Below are 20,695 nucleotides of genomic sequence, written 5' to 3' on the forward strand. Positions count from 1 at the left end.
GCTGTGAAAGGTTTCAAGTATTTAAGCTTTTTATTGGTAGTATTCCTATGGTGGAATACCGAAGCTTCCTCCCATTTGCTGGGTATGTGGAAGAAAGCTTATATAGAAATTCCTACTCCTCCTGGAGATTCTAGTAAGCCTAAGAAGAAAGAAGGAAACGAATCACATGTTCAAAAAGAAGAGACTGAGCGACAAACGGAGATTTTACCAACTCCAAAGAACATCAAACGAGAAGTAACCTATGACTATAAGACTAATCTATATATGGTCACCGAAAAGGTGAATGGTGTGAATATAAAGCCACCTATGTATATGACCTATGAAGAATATCTAGCCTCTACAGAAAAAAAAGAGTTTGCAGATTTTGTAGAAAGTAAAAATGCAAATCAAAAACCAGAGGATATTGCCAAGAAAAAAAATCCACTTGGACTTAATTTTCCATTACCAGCCAATGGTGTCTTTGGCGAAGGTGGAGTAGAAATAAAGCCCCAAGGAAACCTAGATATCCTTATGGGTTATCAAAGTAATACGATAAGAAATCCGGCCTTGACTCCTATTCAACAGACGCAAAGTCTCATTGATTTCGATATGGGTATCAATGTCAGTGTTATGGGTAAAATCGGAGATAAGTTTCAAAACACACTTCGATACAATAATCAGAATGCTTTCGGTTTTGAAGGTCAGCGAATCAGATTAGCATATAATGGAAAAGAGGATGAAATTATTCGAAACTTGGAAGCTGGAGATATTTCATTTGAGGTTCCTACCCAGTTAATTAAAAGTGCTAATTCTCTATGGGGCGTCAAATCAGAATTACAATTCGGTAAGTTGAATATAAAAACCGCTTTGTCTCAGCAGCGCTCTACCCCGCAATCAAGAACAATAGAAAATGGAAAAGAAATTCAGAATTTTGAAATTACAGTAGACCAGTACGATCAGTTTAGACATTTCTTTTTATGTCATATGTTTAGAGATCACTATGAAAAGTCATTAGAAAATTATCCTATGATAACCTCACCATTTCAAGTGACGAATGTGGAAGTATGGGTTTCGAATAGGAGCAATCTGACTCAAAGTGTACGCGATGTAGCCACTTTTCAGGATTTAGGTGAACCAAAGCCTTTTTCTTCTCAAATAATTGGCACTGGAACTACCATAGCTAGTAATGATGCCAATGATTTATATGGTAAGATGAAAAGAGACCCCAATGCTAGGAATGTTAATACGGCTTTACAAACTCTTATTAGTTCGCCATACAATTTAGTTGCTTATAGAGATTTTGAAAAAGGGTTTCTTAGAAAGTTGAATCCAAATGAATTTACTCTAAACACCCAATTGGGTTATATTTCCTTGAATTCCTCACTTCAGCCCAATGATATTCTAGCGGTATCTTTCCAATATGTTTATAAAGGGCAATTGTATCAGGTGGGAGATTTGACGAGGGATGTAACCTTGCCAGACACTAGTAGTCCTGACCCATCTCGATTGTTGTTTTTGAAAACATTAAAAGGAACCAATATCAACCCTAGTTTTCCAATGTGGCATTTGATGATGAAAAACGTATATTCTCTCAATGCCTTTCAAATCAGTCCAGAGAATTTTAGATTGGATATTTTCTACAATGATCCTGGTGCTGGAGTCAAACGTTATTTACCTAAAGGGAGCCTACAAAATGAACCCTTGATTAGAACTTTAAATGTAGATAGATTAAATCTAAACAATGAACCCTATCCCGATGGGGTTTATGATTTTGTGCCTAATATAACCATACTCCCTGCTAATGGGAAAATTTATTTTCCGGTATTAGAACCATTTGGGTCACATCTCAAAAAAAGATTGGAGAATTCAGGCAATGGCAGCTTGGTAAGGGAATATGTATATCAGTACCTTTATGATTCCACACAATTTATCGCTCAACAATACCCCGAGTTGAATAGATTTCTTATTAAAGGTACATTTCAATCATCGACAAATAAACGTATCCCTCTGGGTCTAAATACGCCCAAGGGCTCCGTATATGTGACTATGAATGGTCAGCGTTTAACAGAAGGAGTTGACTATATCATAGAAGACGGTAGCTTAGGCTATGTAGAATTGATGGATCATGTAATGAATTCTGGTGGACAAATTCGTATAGAGTATGAAAACAATATGGCCTTTGGGTTGCAAGTCAGGAATTTTTTAGGTGCACGGGCAGAATATCGATTTAATGATCGTTTTAAAATAGGAACGACTTACGAAAAACTTTCCGAACGACCATTTAATAATAAAATTAGTTATGGGGATGATCCTATTAGCAATCAAATTATAGGTGGAGACATTTCTTATGCAGGTAATTTGCCATTTCTTACTAGACTATTAGATAAATTGCCGTTCTATAAAACCAGTGAAATGAGTACGGTAAATGCCTATGCGGAATATGCGCGCCTTATCCCAGGACATTATTCTTCTATTGGTGAAGAAGGAACCATATTTATAGATGATTTCGAAGCTGCGAGTATCAATTATGGATTCGGGAATCCGGCAATAGTATGGAGACTAGCTAGCACACCAAAAGGAGCCAAAGATGCCTCTGGTAGAACATTATTTCCTGAGTCTGCCATGATAGACTCTTTACCTTATGGGTTTAATAGGGCAAAGCTGTCTTGGTACAATATAGCTAATACTTTCTTTTTTAATTCAGGGGTAGGCTGGGATCCACCAGAAAGTGTTAAGAAAGATTTATACAATAGAAATTATGAAATTCAGGACGTGTATCCAGGGCGATTTACTCAAGGAATTAATAATCAAATTCAAACCTTGGATCTTAGTTTTTATCCAGAAAAACGTGGTCCATATAATTATGAATTTAGCAATAGTCCTACTCCTGGAATATCTTCTGGTATCAATAGCGATGGTACTTTGAAAGATCCGAAATCTAGATGGGCTGGAATACAGAGGTCAATCGAAAATACAAATTTCGAAGTGAATAACATTGAATTTATACAGTTTTGGATGTTAGACCCATTTATTTATGATAGAAATAATCGTGGGGATATGTACTTCAATCTAGGGTTTGTCTCAGAAGACGTCTTGAAGGATTCACGTTTGGCCTTTGAACAAGGTTTGGTAGATAGAAATGGTCCAAGTTCTAGTCTTATATCGGATTCTAGATGGAGTTGGGTACCTAAGACTCAACCGTTAATAAATGGATTTAGCAATGAACCAAACACGCGTCAATACCAAGATGTAGGATTAGATGGGGTGTCAAATGAAAACGAAAGAATAAAGTTTGCAGATTATTTGCAGAAAGTCAGAAATAGTTTGACACCAGCTGCATATAGTGAGGTAGAAAATGATCCTTCGTCGGACGACTTTAAACATTATTTAAACTCATCATTACCTACCATTGATATCGTAGGATTATATGAGTTTTTCGGCGGTGTGGAGAACAATACACCTGTTATAACTACATCTGGTGTTCCGCAGAGTAATTATGCCACTCCAGATAACGAAGATATCAATAGAGATAATACTCTTAATGAAAATGAGGCTTATTTTCAGTATAGATTAAATTTATATCCTGGAATGGATGTGGGTAATCACCCATATATTGTTTCTAAAACAGTTTCCAATGCTATCGATATTAATGGAATACCAGCAGTGTGGTATCAAATGAGAATCCCTATAAAGGAATATAGCCATAGAGAAGGGGAGATTGGAGATTTTAGAAATATCCAGTTCGTCAGAATGTTTTTAACTAATTTTGAAGATAAGGTAACAATCAGAATGGTTGATTTATCTTTTGTGAGAAATCAATGGAGAAAATACACGGGTTCTATACAGACTCCTACAGACTTTATCCCGAGAGATAATGGTGAGACCGAATTTTTCGACCTAGGTGCAGTAAGTTTGGAAGAAAATTCTAGAAAGACACCTGTGAGCTATGTCACGCCTCCTGGCATGGTACGAGAGGTAGGATTAAATGCGTCCTCCAACCCTATTCAGCTCAATGAACAATCTTTGAGATTGAGTTTTTGTAATTTGAAAGATGGCGATGCTAAGGCTTGTTTTAAGAATATCAATTTTGATTTCAGACAGTATAAGAAAATCAGAATGTTCGCGCATGCAGAGAATAATGATGCCTTAGCTCTGAACGATATGAAAGATGGAGAAGTATCATATTTCGTCCGTTTAGGAAATGATTTTAAAGATAACTACTATGAATATGAAATACCATTAAAAGTGACCCCGCCAGGAAATTATAATGATAACAATGAATCTGATAAGAAAATAGTATGGCCAGACTCCAATGAAATGGTTATGCAAATTGCGGATATGGTCAAAGCTAAGTTGGAAAGAAACAAACAAAAATTTCCAACGAATGTTCCGTTCGTATTTAAAACGCCTGATAATAAAAATATCACTATTCTAGGTAATCCTGATTTAGGCATGGTAAAAGTAGCTATGGTGGGAGTGAGGAATAGAGCGGTTAACGATCCTTTTAATTTTATCAAGAATGATGATGGATTATCGAAATGCGGTGAAGTATGGGTGAATGAGCTACGATTAGAAGGACTCAATGAGCAAGGTGGATCTGCTGCCATAGGCAATTTAGATGTCAAATTGGCTGATTTAGGTACAGCCCAGTTTTCTTCCTCATTCCATACTGCTGGATATGGTCAGATATATGAGCGTGTCAATGAAAGAAAACGAGATGATTATTTTCAATATAATTTTACAACTTCTCTACAATTAGGAAGATTGCTGCCAAAGTTTATTGGTCTGCAATTGCCATTTTATTTGCAAACAGGCAGGGGAACTAGTCAGCCACAGTTTGACCCATATTCTACTGATGTTTTATCCGAACAAGGGGTAGATGCTATAAGAGCAGCATATGGTAGCGATAGTGCAGCTAAATATCAAGAAGCTATACAGACTATCGACAGACGTTTTGGTTTTAATTTTACGAATGTGCGTTATATGCCTGCTAAGCCAAGTAACAGTGCATTTCCATTGGCATTGCGCTTTTTCTCTGCATCGTATTCCTTCAATTCTATTCGACGATCCAGTCCTTTCGTTAAAGATGATTGGATGAGAAATTATATGGGAAATCTAAGTTATAATTATGCGGCACAGCCCAAGTACATCGAGCCATTTAAAAAACTGATTAAAAGTAAAAAAAGAGCGTGGGACTGGGTAAAAGCAGTCAATTTTAATCTTATACCCAATAGCATTAGTTTTACAAATCAAATTGATCGAAGTTTCGGTGTTTTCCAGCAACGCCAGTTGCCAGGAGAAGCATTTAATATGCCAGAGCAGTTTATAAAGAATTTTACTTGGAATAGAAATTATGGCTTTGACTACAATCCATTCAGACCATTAAATATAAATTTCACTGCTGCAAATCAGGCGAGAATAGATGAACCTCAAGGTAGAATTGATACCAAAGCTAAAGAAGATTCTTTGTGGAGAAGTATTCGACAGTTCGGAAGGACGACAGCCTATAATCATACTTTAAATGCAAAATATAATTTACCACTGAATAAAGTTCCAGCTTTAGAATTTATGACCGCAAGTATCAATTATGGTTCAGGATTTCAATGGACAACAGGACCTCAGATATTCAATATGCAAGGAGAACTCATACAGAGTCCACAAGGTAATATTATAACGAATAATCAAAGTATAGGTACGAATGTAAATATAAAGATGGCTAAAATTTACAATAAAATACCTGTATTTAAAAATGCAGATATTGATAAATCTGCTAGCACAGCCAATATGTCCAAAGAACAAAAAGAGGCTCGCAATGATGCGATTCGAACGGAGCGAGATAATTTGGAAAAACAATATGATAAAATTAAAGAGGATATAGATAAACTGAAAAAAGAGCGGAAGAATATTAAAATGGATGATAGCTTGACACGAGAAGCTAAAAAACCATTGCTAAAAAATGTGAGAAAGCGTATTAAGGAGATGCGAAAGCAGAAAAGGGAACTAAGTAAAAAACTTTCCAATACTATGGTCACCCCTTCCGTTTTTAAAGCCATAGCGCAGCCATTGATGGCCGTGAGAGATATTGATGCTTCTTATAATATTGAAAATACGACAAGCATCGCAGGATATACTCAAAAACCTCGTTATTTTGGTATTGATTTCAGTGAATCAGAGCATTTAGATCCTGCTTTTGTCCTAGGTATGCAACCGGGTATACCACTTTTTTCTCCTCCTGATAAATATTCGCGATGGAGATGGTTAGATGATTTTGCAGATAGAGGCTTTATGACCAAGGATACAACTTTTAATCAGCCATTTACACAAACGAATACTAAGCGATTTAAAGCTAGAGTAAGTTTAGAGCCATGGAGAGATATTCGTATTAGCTTGAATTGGGAATCTGATTACTCTCAAAATTTTACAGAGTTTTTTATCTATAACCCTCAAATAGATCAGTTTGAACATAGAAATCCTTTAGAATCCGGTTCCTACACTTATTCAGACATTAATTTGTTTTCATCATTCAAAAGAATTCAGAATGATGGTCGCAGTCAGAATATCACAGAGCTAGATAGAAATAGACAAGTGTATGCTCAGATTTTTCAACAGAATAATCCGAATAGAATCAATCAACAATATATCGATCCAATGACAGGGCAGATAAATCAAGACTTTTGGATAGGTTATGGACCTCTGCAACAAGATGTGCTCGTCAATTCATTTTTAACAACCTATCGTGGAGAGCGAGCCTCTGGAGGAGAACGCAATCTAAGTCCATTTTCTAGACTTCCACTGCCTAATTGGAATATTCAGTACAATGGCTTGACCAAATTCCCAGTATTCAAAAAAATGTTCGAAGCATTTACTATTAAACACGGTTATAGTTCGAGAACTACTATTGCAAATTTCAACTCTGATTTTAGATATGAAGGTGGAGGTGAAATTAAAAATCCAATAAAAATTGACAGTTTAAGTAATAATTTCATTCCATTGTATGTCATGCCAAATATTGGATTTAATGAAAACTTTAGTCCATTGCTTGGTATTGATTTTACCTTGAAAAATAAAATGAATTTTCGTTTCGAATTTAAACGTAGTCGCATGGTATCAATGAGTTTGATTGATTATCAGCTAACGGAAAACGTAAGTTCTGGATTTACCTTTGGCTATGGTTTTCAAACAAAACCAATTACATTGCCTTTTTCAAATTTTGAAGGTAAAAATGTGGTCTTAAAGAATGGAGCTCGAATATCTTGTGATGTTAGTTATACAGATAATTTTATTGTGAATCATAGAGTAGGTCAAGATATTAGGGTTCCTGTAGGAGGAGCTATACGATTGATGATTAATCCAAAGGTAGATGTACAGGTCAATGAGAAGTTTAATATGCAATTATTTTATAACTATGTTTATAATGAGCCACGCATATCTAATTCATTTCCTATGAGCAATGGGGCAGTGGGTATGCGGATGTCTTTTTCATTGGCACCATAAAAATTTTATGTTTTTTAAAAGTTCTATTGCTGCTTTTGATTCCAATGCATTGATGTATGAGCATCATATTCCTATTCCAGATGGGGGTATTTGCAGCTCTAGTAAAAATAGCTCCTGACAAGCGAGTCAAATGTACATTTACAAATGGTTTTGTGCATTATGCGGCCATGTCTCCTAGTAAAAACTCCTATCATTATATCTTATTGAATAAGGACATAGTGAAAAAAATGAACTGGAATTTAGGAGATAGCATTGAAGTTCAAATAGAAAAAGCGGACTTAAAATATGGTATACCGATTTGCGAAGAATTGCAGGCAGTGCTAGATGAGGATGCTGAAGGTTCTGATTATTTTCATAAACTCACCATAGGTGCTCAACGTAGCTTGATTCATGTCATCAATAAATATAAAAACCCACAACTCCGTCTCGATCGCAGTATCATTCTTATGCGTCATCTCTGTCTTCGAGGTGGAAATTTAGATTTTAAAATCCTCCAAATAAATTTTAAAGAAGGGATGTAGTGTTAAATTTTATACTAGAATTCAAAATTCAAAGTTCTAATAAAAATTAGAATTATGAATTGGTTAAAATTATTTCTCTGTACAGCCATTATTATTGGTTTGGAATCTTTTGAGTGCTCTACCCGAATGACTAAGTCAGAGCTATTAGCTAAGCAAGGCGTATACGCAGTGATGCCTCCAGACTTTGATTTTGATTTTAAATATAAAGTGATAAGCTATGACTGGATATACAAGGGTAGAGGTGATGCCTATTTAGGTACTTCTCAAGGCTCAAAATATCCAGATGCTCTGGTGCAGCATATCAAAGAAGGAAATCCAAAAGACATCCTCATTATAGAAAATGTAAAGGTCATAGGTGATGACAATTCTGTAAGAAAGATTGGTGGATTGACGATTATATTAAAGTAGAAAGAGGACTATCTCTAGTCCTCCCTACTGCCATCTTCTGCCATACGAACCATTTTTGGAGTGAATTTTGCTACGATATCTACAAGTTCTTCTTGTGCTTTCATCACCTGAAAAATATCTTTATAAGCCATTGGAGCTTCGTCCAATCCTCCTCCTATCAATATGATGTCATGTTTACCTAAAACCTGTTTCATGTCTTTTTTTGTAAATGCTTGTTTAGCTTTAGTACGACTCATTTGTCTACCTGCTCCGTGCGAGGCTGAGTTGATGGAGTTTGTTTCACCTTTCCCTCTCACTAAAAAGCCAGGTGCAGTCATAGATCCAGGAATAATTCCAAGAGTACCTTTACCTGCAGGAGTAGCTCCTTTTCTGTGAACTATCACTTTTTCGCTATTCCAGATTTCTTTCCATGCAAAATTATGATGATTTTCAACCATTGCTAAAACATTTGCGCCTATCGCTTTGGCTATTTTTTCATGAATCACTTCATGACAGGCAGAAGCATAGTCTCCAGCAAAATTCATCGCTAGCCAATATTCTTTTCCTAAATCTGAATCCAAATCAAAATAGGCAAGATGTTTCGCTTCATCAGGGAGCTTACAAACTTCTCGAGCTAGTTTAGTATAATGATTTGCAATCATAGCACCTGTTCCTCTGGAACCCGAGTGCGTTAATAGAGCTAAATATTTTCCTTTATGAATATCTAAATCATCGTGTTCAAATTCTATAATACCAAATTCCACAAAATGGTTGCCTCCTCCAGAACTACCTAATTGAGACCATGCCTTATCTTTTAAACTTTTCACAAAATCTAACTCTTCAAAGATTTTTGAATCAAGTATTTTATGTTCAGATCTAAATTTTGAAACAAAACCAGCACCAGCACCAAATTGAGTATTTGCTATTAGTTCTCTTTTGAATTGAGATAAATTGCTTTGAAAAAATCCTTCTGATATGTCATAAATGGAAAGTGCCATTCTGCAACCAATATCTACACCTACACCATAAGGAATGATAGCATTTCTCGTGGCTAATACACCTCCTATGGGTAGTCCATAACCCTGATGTGCATCAGGCATTAATGCTCCACCTACTGCAATCGGAAGTCGCATAGCAATATCCATCTGCTTTAGAGCACCGTCTTCGATATAATTTGCACCATAGACTGGATAGCTTTTGGAAATTTCATTCAGAGCGATACAATTCGGATTATTTTCTTTTTCCTGAGAAAGCAATGCCTGCGCAAGTGGATTCCAAATCTCATCTTTCATGAAATTAATGGGCTTGTTCAAAATTCTTTTCAATATGACGATTAGCGTTTTAGATTTGATATCTAAAAAATTTGACTCGATAATCGCCAAGGCTATACCAATCTCTTTTCCTTCTTTAAATCCAAGATCAATTAAGTCTTGACCTGTTAATTTTTTCATGTGTGTAATATCTAAAAATAAATAAAACTGACTAGATACCATGATTATTTTTTGGCATCTAGTCAGCACGTGTTCTGTAGACATTGTTATACCAATAGCGGTTTTAAAATGGTCCAATCCATTTTAAAACCTTGCTATGGTAAATGCCGTAGCTGTATTTGTTTAGTGCAATGAGCCATGCGACATTGGACTATTACTAATACGCTTATGGTATTACTTTACAAATATTTCGCGCAATTGATTTAAGACATTATCCTTACCAGAGATGGTAATTTCTCCTACTTTGTCTGCAATTTTTTCGACATATTCCATCTCTTTCAATTTCCATAAGGTAGGATTTTCTTCCATCAACTTAGCGGTATTCAACATACTTCGTACTGAAGCGGTTTCTTCTCTTCGCATGATGATGTTGGCTTGAGCCTTTTTCTCAGCTATCAAAACCTGGTTCATAATTTCACGCATCTCACCAGGTAAGATGACGTCACGAATAGCAGCTTCACTAAACTCAATGGAGAATTTTTCGGTACGAGTTTGTAATTCAGATAAAATATCGTTTCCTATGGTAGTTTTTTGAACCATTAATTCATCTATTGTCAAATTACTAATAGCTTCCCGCAAAACAATTTGAGCAGTAGCATAAATTTGCTTCTCAAATTCTTTCGAATTGGATACTGCTTTAACAGGATCATTCACCCTGTATCGTGCATAAAAGTTGATTCTCAAGGTAGCCTTATCTTTAGATAAGACTTCCTGTCCTACGATATCTAATGGTATAAATCTGGTATCGATAGATTTGACTTCAATAGATGTAGGATTCATAAACCAGTAATAGGTTCCAGATTCTAAATTAGTCGTCAATTTGCCATCAACATATAATAGTCCTATTTGATAATTTTCGATTGTTTTTTTTCTGATGAAATAATTCAATTGAGGATTTTCCAAGGTGGCTCTATCTAATAACTTAATCGGATTAGTATCAGAAGTGTTTAAAATGATAAATTCTGCTTTATTATTGATTTTCCAGAAAGCATAGATACCAGTTTTATAAACCTTAAAAATATTCCCATTGATTTTCACCACCATGATTTCATTTTCTTTGACTTCAAAAATGTTTAATAAACTTTTTAAGCTCAAATTTTCTATCATAATTAAAATCGGTAAGGTGGGAGTAAATGCAAAATCTAAGGTGTTGTAAATGTATGTCTCCATATTGAATCCGAAATTCCAATATTTACCTTCTGTCAATACATTGACTAATCGGTTGTTTTTAAATTGTAAGGCTACTTCATAAGCCTTAACTTGTGTAAAGTGTAACATATAATTAAATTTAATGAGTGAAAAAAAAAGGGAATTCAATGAAGTTTTATCATCATGATGGGTGGAAAAATAGTAGTGGTAATCTTGAATTTGAATTAGAAATTGTAAAATAATCGCTTACTCAAATGTGGACTACTTAAGCTAATTTTGCTAAACCAATTCACGATTGTCAATAAAGCGAATGAAATGTAGTAGCATTTACAAGTCAGTTAAACTAACTATTAAGTCACTACAATTCATCCACACTATAGACTGACAAAACCCATTGAATGCCCAAGAAGGTGCTTGATTTATAGAGTAAGCGGCTCTTCCTTTAGGTTTTTTGAACCTGATTTTACTACGTTAAGAGCGTAGCGTTCTACCACTGAACTACAACTTCCTAATAAGGAAATTGACGGGATTCGAACCCGCGACATTTGATGCTATTGTTCTTACCTACTGAACTACTAAGCGCAAGACCTAGATGGGATTCGAACCCATGACTCACAGCGTGGTATCTTTGTTTTGGGACAAAGACGAACCCTTCAAATCAAGTTGAATAGTCTTAGATCATACATCTCTGCAAAATGACTACAATAGTGATATAGAAATCACCCAACAAGACTTGTTTGATATCTTGAGTGTTTTTTGTAAAATAACTATGCCAAAGAACACTTTGTGGAATAGAAAAGAGTTGAACTTTTACCTCTAGCTTTTCAAACTAGCATGCACACCCGTACACTACTATTCCTTTTCATGGGTGAAGCAGAGATTCGAACTCTATCTTCCAGATTCACTGTCTGGTGCTTTTCCTTTTAAGCTAGCTTCACAGTGGAAATGGATGGATTCGAACCATCACCAAACAATTTAGAAGATTGTTATTCTATCCAATTGAACTACATTTCCTTTTGCACTTCGTAAGGGACTCGAACCCTTTTCTTTCGGTAGAAAACCGAATGAACTACCTATATTCTAACGAGGCATGGCGGTCTATGACGGATTCGAACCGACGACACCTGATAGACAGTCAGATAGGATAACCTCTTCCCCAATAGACCATTTGTTATCTTGACTGGATTCGAACCAATATTTCTAGAGTCAAAATCTAGTATGCTAACCAATTGCATTACAAGACAAGATCAAATTTCTATACATTTTTCTTCCCTGATTTCAGTCAGATCTATTTGGCGGAAACAGATGGACTCGAACCACCGACCAATAGATTAACAATCTATCGCTCTTCCTCTGAGCTATATTTCCATTTGCAGGTAAAGATGGATTTGAACAATCATTTTTGGTTTTGGAGACCAATGGATTCTCATTATTCTATTTACCTATATGTCCAGAAAGCAGGATTCGAACCTGCGACCTTATGCTCCCAAAGCATCTAAACAACCTCCGTTATCTTTCTGGGCTTCATGCGGAAGATGTAGGATTCGAACCTACGGAGCTTTTTGAACTCACATCGTTAGCAGTGATGCACAATAATCCTCTCTGTCAATCTTCCTTCCTTTTGTTCTTCTAGATGGGTTTGAACCATCAACCTTCCCATTAAAAGTGGGATGCTCTACCTTTTAAGCTATAGAAGATTTTATAAAGAGAGGAGTCGGATTACTCCTCTCCGCAGCGAGTTTTGTTTTCGTTTTGACTTTGCTATTATTTGATATTGGACAAAAAAAAGACACCTTATCGGAGGTGTCTTTCTTTATATAATTTACTTTCTTCAAGAAGTAAGTTTTAGTCCAAAAGACATCGTGCGGTTTTCCTCTACTCATATTTCTAGCCCATAGCACATCCTGCTCTAAGCGATAGCTCATATGAGAGTTAGTACTAGGGTTAAATATTAGATTCATGACTTGGATTATTTTATTGGTGTTTATTTTATCTTTTTACTTTTTAAAAAATTCGAGTGCAAATATGAAACTATTTTTTGAATTGTCAAGAGAAAAAATTTTATAAATAGAAGAAAATCAATTAATTGTGATAAAAATATGGCATAGACTCATCCATTCTATTCGCGGAATAGTTCTGCATTTTAGATAACAGATTGAAAAACGCTAGTTTAACTTTCAATCTTATTTTTTTGTTTCAAGGTTATTATCCATTTATTTTTGGTTTTGCATTTTAATTTTTAACATTTATTTTAATTATTGGCAATAAAAAAGCGTCCGATTTTGGTGGACGCTTATCTATTTGTATTATGAAATTGAGTTTGAAATTACACCTTTATTCTAACTCTAAATAGAAATAGATATCCGTCCTTATGCGAAGCTATGCTTTCACTTTGGCGATTTGTGGGGAATCTAAAACTTTTATTCAGAGTCACGAGGTCTTTATTTATTGAAAAGCAAAGATATAGTAATTTGAATTAAGCATGGAATTTCAATGCAGATTTTTTTTGTTTAACCTAAATTTCTGATTAACATAATTAATAAATATTGCAATCAGTAGAAGGTTCATTGTAAAAATTATGGCTTTAAATATCCAGATTAATTCAAGTTCAAAATGATTATAAGTCCAATTAGACTGAAGAAAATCCCTGTGAAAAGAAGTCAGTATTATTATAGAACGTTCCATAAATATTCCAAATTTGAAAAAGAATAAAAAAGCAAAAACCCAAAAATATCTTTTCCCAAAATAGTTTATTAAAAGTAGGAGAGGAAAAATGGTATTGCCAATCTGCATAATCCAATAGAGATACCAGTATTCCCCTAAGGCACGATTGTAAAATGCGACTTGCTCGTCATAAAGAGCATACTGATCTATACCATTGAACCAATAGTGTGCAAATTCTTTCAACCAAAAAATTAGATTAATACTGGCGATTACAATCAATGCCCATCTTATAAATTGAAGACTTAAAAAACTAGCTTTATAAAATTTATTCCATTTTGAAAGCACAAAATAAATGGGTATTGCAAAAAAGGCAAAGTCTAAAAGTGATGATAAGCTATTGATTGTGTTAATAATGATATCTAAATTCACATGATAAAAATAATTTTTTTCAAAAAAAACTCTTGACAATTAAAAATAATACATTAACTTTGCATTGCAAAGCACTTTAAAAAATTAAAAATATGACACAGAATGAGCATTTGAAACAATTGACCGATATACGAGATATCATGGAAAAGTCTTCGAGATTTATATCGCTAAGTGGATTATCAGGAGTATTTGCAGGTTTTTTTGCTTTGACTGGGGCTGGAGTGTTTTACTACTATTGTCTCAATGAATTGGGCGTTGATATTTTGACTTCGAATCATACTCGACTGATAATTCTAGATTGGAACACGGTCATATATGGTATATTAATAGCTGGCACTATTTTAATACTCTCTATAGGATGTGGAATATTTTTTACTACACGCAAGGCTAAACGAAAAGGGTTACAAGTATGGCATCACACTACTTGGAGATTATTGGTAAATTTAGCTATTCCATTAGCTACAGGCGGTTTGTTTTGTTTACTATTACTGAAATATGGACTTTTCGCCTTAATAGGTCCGTGTACTTTGATCTTTTATGGTCTGGCCTTATTGAATGGTTCTAAATATACATTGGAAGAAGTTCGCTACCTAGGAATTTCTGAAATCATTCTTGGCTTGATATCGATGTATTTTATCGGATATGGAATTATATTTTGGGTGATTGGATTTGGAATATTGCATATTGTCTATGGATGGTATATGTATAAGAAACATGGATAACATTAATTAGTAATTAAGAATTTTAAATTTTGAATAATAAGAGGATAATAAACAGATCAGACCAACTATTTAAAATTAAGAATTAAAAATTCAACATTAAAAAGTGAAGAATCCCATAGAAAATTTGAATAAGAACTTTGAGAATCGAATCCGCTTAGGAATCATGTCGAGTCTTATGGTCAATGATAGTATGGATTTTTTGACCTTGAAAGATATTCTAGAAGTGACTGATGGCAATCTTGCCAGTCATGCTGCGGCATTGGAGAAGATAGGTTATATCGAGGTGACGAAAGAGTTTGTAGGCAAAAAGACGAAAACAACCTACAAGGCGACTAAAACAGGTACTAAAGAGTTTTTATTTCACTTGAAAGCGCTGGAGGATTTGATAAAAGGTTGATGTGAAAATGTGAAGATGAATCAATTTGAAAATGCAACAATTTGAAAATTTGAAAATGATTGTAAAGTAATAAATGATAATATTTTGGAGAGAGATAAAGAGACAAAGTTTAAGTATAAAAATATTTTATTTAGCCTACTCTGCAACTCTCTGATGATAATGTATATAGAGATTTAGATAAAATTCGTGAATTCGTGGCAACAACCCTTCGGGGTTTTATTTTTGAAAATAAACTTTGAAATACAAAGTACTTTATATTAAAAATTTAAAATTAAAACAATGAAAAAAGAAAAAAAACAATCGTTCACAAATAGGTTTGAAATTAAAGCATTGATAGCAGTATATGTCATAGCTTTAATCATTAGTGGAGCTACGGCAATGATAGTACCTGAGGGCATCGCATGGTTAAATGAGGTAGTGCCATTATCTTGGCACACCATTCATGGTTGGATTCATCATGTACATTTACAAATTAAAGCTTCACCCCAATTTCTCCTATATGGATATGACTGGCTTGCCTTTGCTCATTATGTCATAGCCCTCAGCTTCTATGGTGTGTGGGTAGATCCTGTGAAGAATATATGGGTTATCGAATGGGCGATGCTTGTGAGTTTATTAATTTTTCCTTTAGCCTTCACTATGGGTGCCATACGCGGTATTCCTTTTTGGTGGCAATTGATAGATTGTAGTTTCGGCGTAGTGAGCATGATACCGCTTATCATGATTCACCGCAGAATTGTCTTGCTAGAACAAGAAGAGCAAGAAGAAGCAAGAATTCTCAAATTTTTCTAACCCAATAAATTTATAAACAATGTACAACACTATTTCTATGCCAGAAGAAGAAAACAATGTAAAACAGAATTATGCAGATGATATCATCGTAGTATCATTAGCTATTATTTACTCTTATTTATTTTACCATCAAGACTATGGCATAAATTATTTTATATTTAGTCTAGTCGTGATAGGAATATTTCTATTCAGAGATAAGTCATTAACCAGGAATTTGAAATTTGCTACCGTTGCTCTAGGCACTGTCATTACAGGATTTACAAGTTTCTATTATGGATCATGGTATCATGTAATGATGAATAAAGTTTCAATTATCATATTGATAAGCTTGGCAGCTTCAATCAAATCATCCTTGCTCATTGCATTCTTGAATGGTATTTACTCCTATCTAGTTTTGCCTTTGAAAATGTTTATTTATGTAATTACATTTCAATTTTTCTCATTGAGTGGCTATGGTAAAGTTGTAAAATATATTCTACTTACAATAATTCCAATCATTATAGCTGCTATATTTTTCGGTATATACTCTATGTCTAATCCTATCCTAGCTGATTACGTATCTCATTTTAATTTAAATTTTGTATCCGTTGGATTTGCACTTTTTCTTATGTATTCATTTTTCATAAGTATGGGTATCATAAAGCCACGTGCTATCGACAAGTTGATAATGATGGATGAAACTATATCCGATAATCTTACAAAATCTGAAAACTATAGTCATTCATCATTTTTTGGTTTCCTTAGTATAAGGAGTGAAATCTATGTAGCTGTTGCAGTATTCCTACTTCTAAATGTAGTCATAGGTCTCAATAATAGCATTGATATTCGCTATCTATTTATAGAGCAAATACTTCCAAAAGGGCTTAGCTACACTAGCTTTTTGCATCAAAGTGTCAATGCACTTGTATTTTCTATCTTTTTAGCTATAGCGCTGATTATGTATTTTTTTAGTTCTCGCTTAAATTTTGTAGAGAATGCGAAGTACATAAAAATTGTGGCTTATATGTGGGTGGTACAAAACTTTGTACTAGCTATGTTATGTCTTTACAAAAGTATTCAATATGTCGATCAATTCGGGCTTACCTATAAGCGGCTAGGTGTTTTTACATTTCTATTCTTAGCTGCGCTAGGTCTATGTTTAACATTCTATAAAATACATATGAACAAGACAAACTTTTTTCTTTTTCGCGAAAATACATGGATTGCTTATGTAGTTTTAGTTTTGTTAGGTTGTATTGACTGGGATTATATTATTACAGATAACAATTTGAGATATAATAAAGATAATCATATTGATTATGCTTATTTATTATCTCTAGATCATACTGGATTGCCACTATTGCAGAAACATTTCTTTAAAGATAAATTAGAGTATAATAATTATTTAGATAGCACGCATGACGAACGAACGAGTGCTATCTATAGCTATGATTTTCATAATACCCCTAGAGAATTATTTATAAATAAAGTGAAGAAATTTGATGGAGATATGTGGAACCAAGAGTGGCAATCTTTTTGCATAACCAAATCCAAAGTAAATAATAACTTAATGAAATAACTCATTATGAAATATTCAATAAATAAGTGGTATTTATATTTAGCCACGCTTTGCTTACCCTTGACTATGATCGGATTTATAATATTCAGAATTAGTATGGCTGGAAATGATTATATGCAACTTATGTCGATACTTCTTTTAGGTTTTTCTATCATGGGTATTCTAGCACATTGTACTATTCTTTATAGTTTCCTCAAAACAAGAAATGAAAACTGTGTGCATGAGATCTTATATGCTATATTCTCTTTTATATGTATGATCCCTTTATATTTCATATCAGGATTTCTCTTTGCTGAATGCTTTCACATTCATTTAGTATGAAATCAATTTAAGCATCAAGTAATTTTTTAAACTAGTAAAAATAATAACATATGAAGAATAAACTCAATCTCCTCGCCCTCTTTTGTATTTCACTCGTTCTAGCTCGTATGCTCTATGCGCAAAACATTAAACTCATATTCCTAATATGGAATCTTTTCTTGGCTTGGATTCCCTATATTACTTCTAGTAAATTGACTAGGGTCAATATTCAAGATAAATTAAAGTTTTATGGTCTAATGGCAATTTGTGTCTTATTTCTACCAAATGCTATTTACCTTGTGACAGACTTAATACACCTCAAGCCTCGCGCAATAGTGCCTTTTTGGTTTGATGTCGTCATACTATTTAGTTATAGCGTCATGGGACTCATCTATTCTACCATGAGTTTAATTCAGTTAGAGAAGATTTTATCCAAACTAGTTTCCAGTCGCTGGATACTTCCAAGCTTCATATTCCTTGCCTTCGTTTCTGGGTTTGGAGTATATATGGGACGGGAATTGCGCTGGAATAGCTGGGATGCCATTATCCATCCTATGGCTGTCATTCTAGATTGTGGACATAAACTTATCCATCCTATGAATTATCCCGCAGCTTACGGTTTTACCTTAATCTATGGGGCTATACAGTTTTTGTTTTGGTATGTGTTTAGAAATATTTCACTACAAAAAAATAGCTAAAAATGAAGGTAAAAATGATATTACCCGCTTTAGCGGAAGCAGAAAGTCCCTTTTGGAGACCAATTAAGTACTCACTTTTTCCTCCTCTTGGTTTAGCTACTTTAGCTGCTTATCTAAGTCCTGATGATGAGGTTGAAATTCAAGATCAGCATGTTGAAGTATTAAATCTAAATGATCAACCAGATCTGGTCGTCATACAAGTCTATATTACCAATGCTTATCGTGCTTATAAAATAGCGGATGATTATAGAGCTAAAGGGTCTTATGTAATACTAGGCGGGCTTCATGTAACATCCCTTCCTGATGAAGCATCGCCGCATGCAGATTCTATTTTCATAGGACCAGGGGAAGAAACCTTTCCGGAGTTTCTTCGAGATTTTAAAAACGGATGTCCTAAAAAATTATATCAATCTAAAAAAAGAACTTTAGAACATGCACCACCTATTCGTCGTGATTTAATAAAAAGAAATTTATATTTAGTCCCTAATTCTATTGTAGTGACACGGGGGTGCCCGCATCATTGCGATTTTTGCTATAAAGATGCTTTTTTTGAAGGAGGAAAATCTTTCTATACACTACAGGTAGATAAGGCACTTGCCGAAATTGACAGATTGCCTGGTAAGCATCTTTACTTTTTGGATGATCATTTGCTGGGAAATGGAAAATTTGCAACAGAGCTTTTTGAAGGCATGAAAGGAATGAATAGGGTATTTCAAGCTGCGGCTACTATTGATTCTATTTTACATGGCAATTTAATAGAAAAGGCTGCCAATTCTGGGTTGCGAAGTTTGTTTGTCGGTTTTGAAACTTTTTCTCCGCAGAATTTAAAGCAAAGTAATAAAAAACAAAATATGGAAAAAGACTATGTAAAAGCTGTTAATAGGCTACATTCTCTCGGAGTGATGATTAACGGCAGCTTTGTTTTTGGTATGGATGATGATGATAAGGATGTATTTAAGCGCACGGTGGACTGGGGTGTAAAAAATGCTATTACCACATCTACCTACCATATACAAACTCCATATCCTGGCACTAGACTATTTAAGAAAATGGAAGTGGAAAGTCGCATTCTAACTAGGAATTGGGATTTATATGATACGCGTCATGTAGTATATAAGACAAATTTCTTAACAGCAGAGGAATTAAAAAATGGGTATGATTGGGCATATAACGAATTTTATTCTTGGGAGAATATTTTGAAGGCTAGTTTGCATCATGATTCTGTCAAGCATAAATTGAAACATTTATTTTATAGTGGAGGTTGGAAAAAGTTTGAGCCATTATGGAATATAATTATCAAGACTCAAAGCTTAAATAATATGCTACCATTACTTGAATCTATCTTGTCTAAAGTGAAAACGCAAAGTAAGTATCAAGAAAACGCGGACACTAATGAAATACTAAATAACCCATCAATCCAATTATCATGAAAAAATCCCTTCACCTCATCGTTTTCTTTATCTCTATGGCTATGCTCGAATCAGCTGTTGTTATTTATCTTCGAGAGCTATTATACCCTGATGGCTTTCATTTTCCATTAGTAGGTATGAAGCCTATTGTCATTGCTACAGAGCTAGCTAGAGAAGCCGCTACTATTATTATGCTATGGACGGTAGGTTATATCGCAGGGCGTAATTTTTCTACACGCTTTGCATGGTTTCTTATTGGCTTTGGTATCTGGGATATCTTCTATTATATATTTCTTTATGTCTTTATCCAATGGCCGGCCAGTTTATTTGAATGGGATATTCTCTTTCTTATTCCATTACCATGGTATGGCCCAGTCATAGCGCCTTGTATTATTTCGATATTAATGATTATACTTGGTTGGTTTCTTTTATATCGAGATGATAGCAATGAAATTATTCAAGGTAAGTTAGTTTCTAGTATTCTGATGGGACTAGGCTGCGTGGTTGTCTTATGGACATTCATGGGAGACTTTGTGAGGATGCTTCCTCGAAGTAGTAACAAACCATTTGACATTCTAGTTATCGAGCATTCGCAAGACTTTATCCCTTTGGATTATTCCTATATGGACTTTGCTATAGGGGTTGTTTTGATAATTTGCGGAATGGTGTTTATGTTAGGCAATAGGAGGTTTTACAAAGATTAGAC

General features: G+C 34.4%; 14 protein-coding genes and 10 tRNA genes. 10 read left to right on the top strand and 14 right to left on the bottom strand.

Annotated elements, in window-relative coordinates; all coding sequences use genetic code 11:
• Positions 1-3: 3 nt before the first annotated feature.
• From sprA to JNL75_07170, 3 genes are read left to right on the top strand one after another with little or no spacing between them, the layout of a single operon-like run.
• The gene (sprA, locus tag JNL75_07160; GenBank protein MBL7789594.1) at positions 4-7,473 is read left to right on the top strand and encodes a cell surface protein SprA; all 7,470 of its coding nucleotides are present in this window, start codon (positions 4-6) and stop codon (positions 7,471-7,473) included.
• Between the two features lie 56 nt (positions 7,474-7,529).
• Positions 7,530-7,994, top strand: coding sequence for a YdeI/OmpD-associated family protein (locus tag JNL75_07165; protein ID MBL7789595.1), 465 nt, complete (start codon positions 7,530-7,532; stop codon positions 7,992-7,994).
• Positions 7,995-8,048: 54 nt separating this feature from the next.
• Positions 8,049-8,402 carry a hypothetical protein gene (locus tag JNL75_07170; protein ID MBL7789596.1) on the top strand — a complete coding sequence of 118 codons (354 nt, stop codon included), beginning with the start codon at positions 8,049-8,051 and terminating at the stop codon, positions 8,400-8,402.
• A 14-nt stretch (positions 8,403-8,416) separates the two neighbouring features.
• On the opposite strand, the gene JNL75_07175 is transcribed toward JNL75_07170, so the two are convergent.
• The 14 genes from JNL75_07175 to JNL75_07240 all read right to left on the bottom strand — a co-directional run bounded on the left by JNL75_07175 (position 8,417) and on the right by JNL75_07240 (position 14,113).
• Complete coding sequence (locus JNL75_07175; GenBank protein MBL7789597.1) at positions 8,417-9,832, bottom strand: RtcB family protein; 1,416 nt, start codon at positions 9,830-9,832, stop codon at positions 8,417-8,419.
• Between the two features lie 213 nt (positions 9,833-10,045).
• A complete protein-coding gene (locus JNL75_07180) occupies positions 10,046-11,149 on the bottom strand; it encodes a slipin family protein (GenBank protein MBL7789598.1) in 1,104 nt (367 codons plus the stop codon).
• 388 nt (positions 11,150-11,537) lie between these two features.
• Positions 11,538-11,598, bottom strand: a tRNA-OTHER gene (locus tag JNL75_07185).
• 209 nt (positions 11,599-11,807) lie between these two features.
• Positions 11,808-11,879 (bottom strand) — tRNA-Phe (locus JNL75_07190).
• Positions 11,880-11,887: 8 nt separating this feature from the next.
• Positions 11,888-11,958, bottom strand: a tRNA-His gene (locus JNL75_07195).
• Positions 11,959-11,960: 2 nt separating this feature from the next.
• Positions 11,961-12,034: transfer RNA gene (locus JNL75_07200), tRNA-Arg, on the bottom strand.
• Between the two features lie 77 nt (positions 12,035-12,111).
• Positions 12,112-12,186, bottom strand: a tRNA-Asp gene (locus JNL75_07205).
• A 5-nt stretch (positions 12,187-12,191) separates the two neighbouring features.
• Positions 12,192-12,264, bottom strand: a tRNA-Gln gene (locus JNL75_07210).
• 49 nt (positions 12,265-12,313) lie between these two features.
• Positions 12,314-12,388 (bottom strand) — tRNA-Asn (locus tag JNL75_07215).
• Between the two features lie 81 nt (positions 12,389-12,469).
• Positions 12,470-12,541 (bottom strand) — tRNA-Pro (locus JNL75_07220).
• Positions 12,542-12,549: 8 nt separating this feature from the next.
• A tRNA-Ser gene (locus JNL75_07225) sits at positions 12,550-12,635 on the bottom strand.
• Between the two features lie 9 nt (positions 12,636-12,644).
• A tRNA-Lys gene (locus JNL75_07230) sits at positions 12,645-12,717 on the bottom strand.
• Positions 12,703-12,981, bottom strand: coding sequence for a hypothetical protein (locus tag JNL75_07235; protein ID MBL7789599.1), 279 nt, complete (start codon positions 12,979-12,981; stop codon positions 12,703-12,705). The genes JNL75_07230 and JNL75_07235 overlap by 15 nt, the downstream gene beginning before the upstream one ends.
• 529 nt (positions 12,982-13,510) lie before the next feature.
• On the bottom strand, positions 13,511-14,113 hold the full coding sequence (locus tag JNL75_07240) for a hypothetical protein (protein MBL7789600.1): 603 nt from the start codon (positions 14,111-14,113) through the stop codon (positions 13,511-13,513).
• 92 nt (positions 14,114-14,205) lie between these two features.
• On the opposite strand from JNL75_07240, the gene JNL75_07245 reads away from it, so the two are divergent.
• The 7 genes from JNL75_07245 to JNL75_07275 all read left to right on the top strand — a co-directional run bounded on the left by JNL75_07245 (position 14,206) and on the right by JNL75_07275 (position 20,693).
• A complete protein-coding gene (locus tag JNL75_07245) occupies positions 14,206-14,835 on the top strand; it encodes a hypothetical protein (protein ID MBL7789601.1) in 630 nt (209 codons plus the stop codon).
• A 103-nt stretch (positions 14,836-14,938) separates the two neighbouring features.
• A complete protein-coding gene (locus JNL75_07250) occupies positions 14,939-15,232 on the top strand; it encodes a transcriptional regulator (GenBank protein ID MBL7789602.1) in 294 nt (97 codons plus the stop codon).
• A gap of 279 nt (positions 15,233-15,511) precedes the next feature.
• A complete protein-coding gene (locus JNL75_07255; GenBank protein ID MBL7789603.1) occupies positions 15,512-16,024 on the top strand; it encodes a hypothetical protein in 513 nt (170 codons plus the stop codon).
• A 19-nt stretch (positions 16,025-16,043) separates the two neighbouring features.
• On the top strand, positions 16,044-17,582 hold the full coding sequence (locus JNL75_07260) for a DUF4173 domain-containing protein (GenBank protein ID MBL7789604.1): 1,539 nt from the start codon (positions 16,044-16,046) through the stop codon (positions 17,580-17,582).
• Between the two features lie 371 nt (positions 17,583-17,953).
• Complete coding sequence (locus tag JNL75_07265) at positions 17,954-18,580, top strand: DUF1361 domain-containing protein (GenBank protein MBL7789605.1); 627 nt, start codon at positions 17,954-17,956, stop codon at positions 18,578-18,580.
• Between the two features lie 14 nt (positions 18,581-18,594).
• Complete coding sequence (locus JNL75_07270; GenBank protein MBL7789606.1) at positions 18,595-20,010, top strand: B12-binding domain-containing radical SAM protein; 1,416 nt, start codon at positions 18,595-18,597, stop codon at positions 20,008-20,010.
• Complete coding sequence (locus tag JNL75_07275) at positions 20,007-20,693, top strand: hypothetical protein (GenBank protein MBL7789607.1); 687 nt, start codon at positions 20,007-20,009, stop codon at positions 20,691-20,693. Before JNL75_07270 ends, JNL75_07275 begins: the two co-directional genes overlap by 4 nt.
• Positions 20,694-20,695 lie beyond the last annotated feature (2 nt).

Source organism: Chitinophagales bacterium (assembly GCA_016787225.1).
Taxonomy (GTDB): domain Bacteria; phylum Bacteroidota; class Bacteroidia; order Chitinophagales; family JADJOU01; genus CHPMRC01.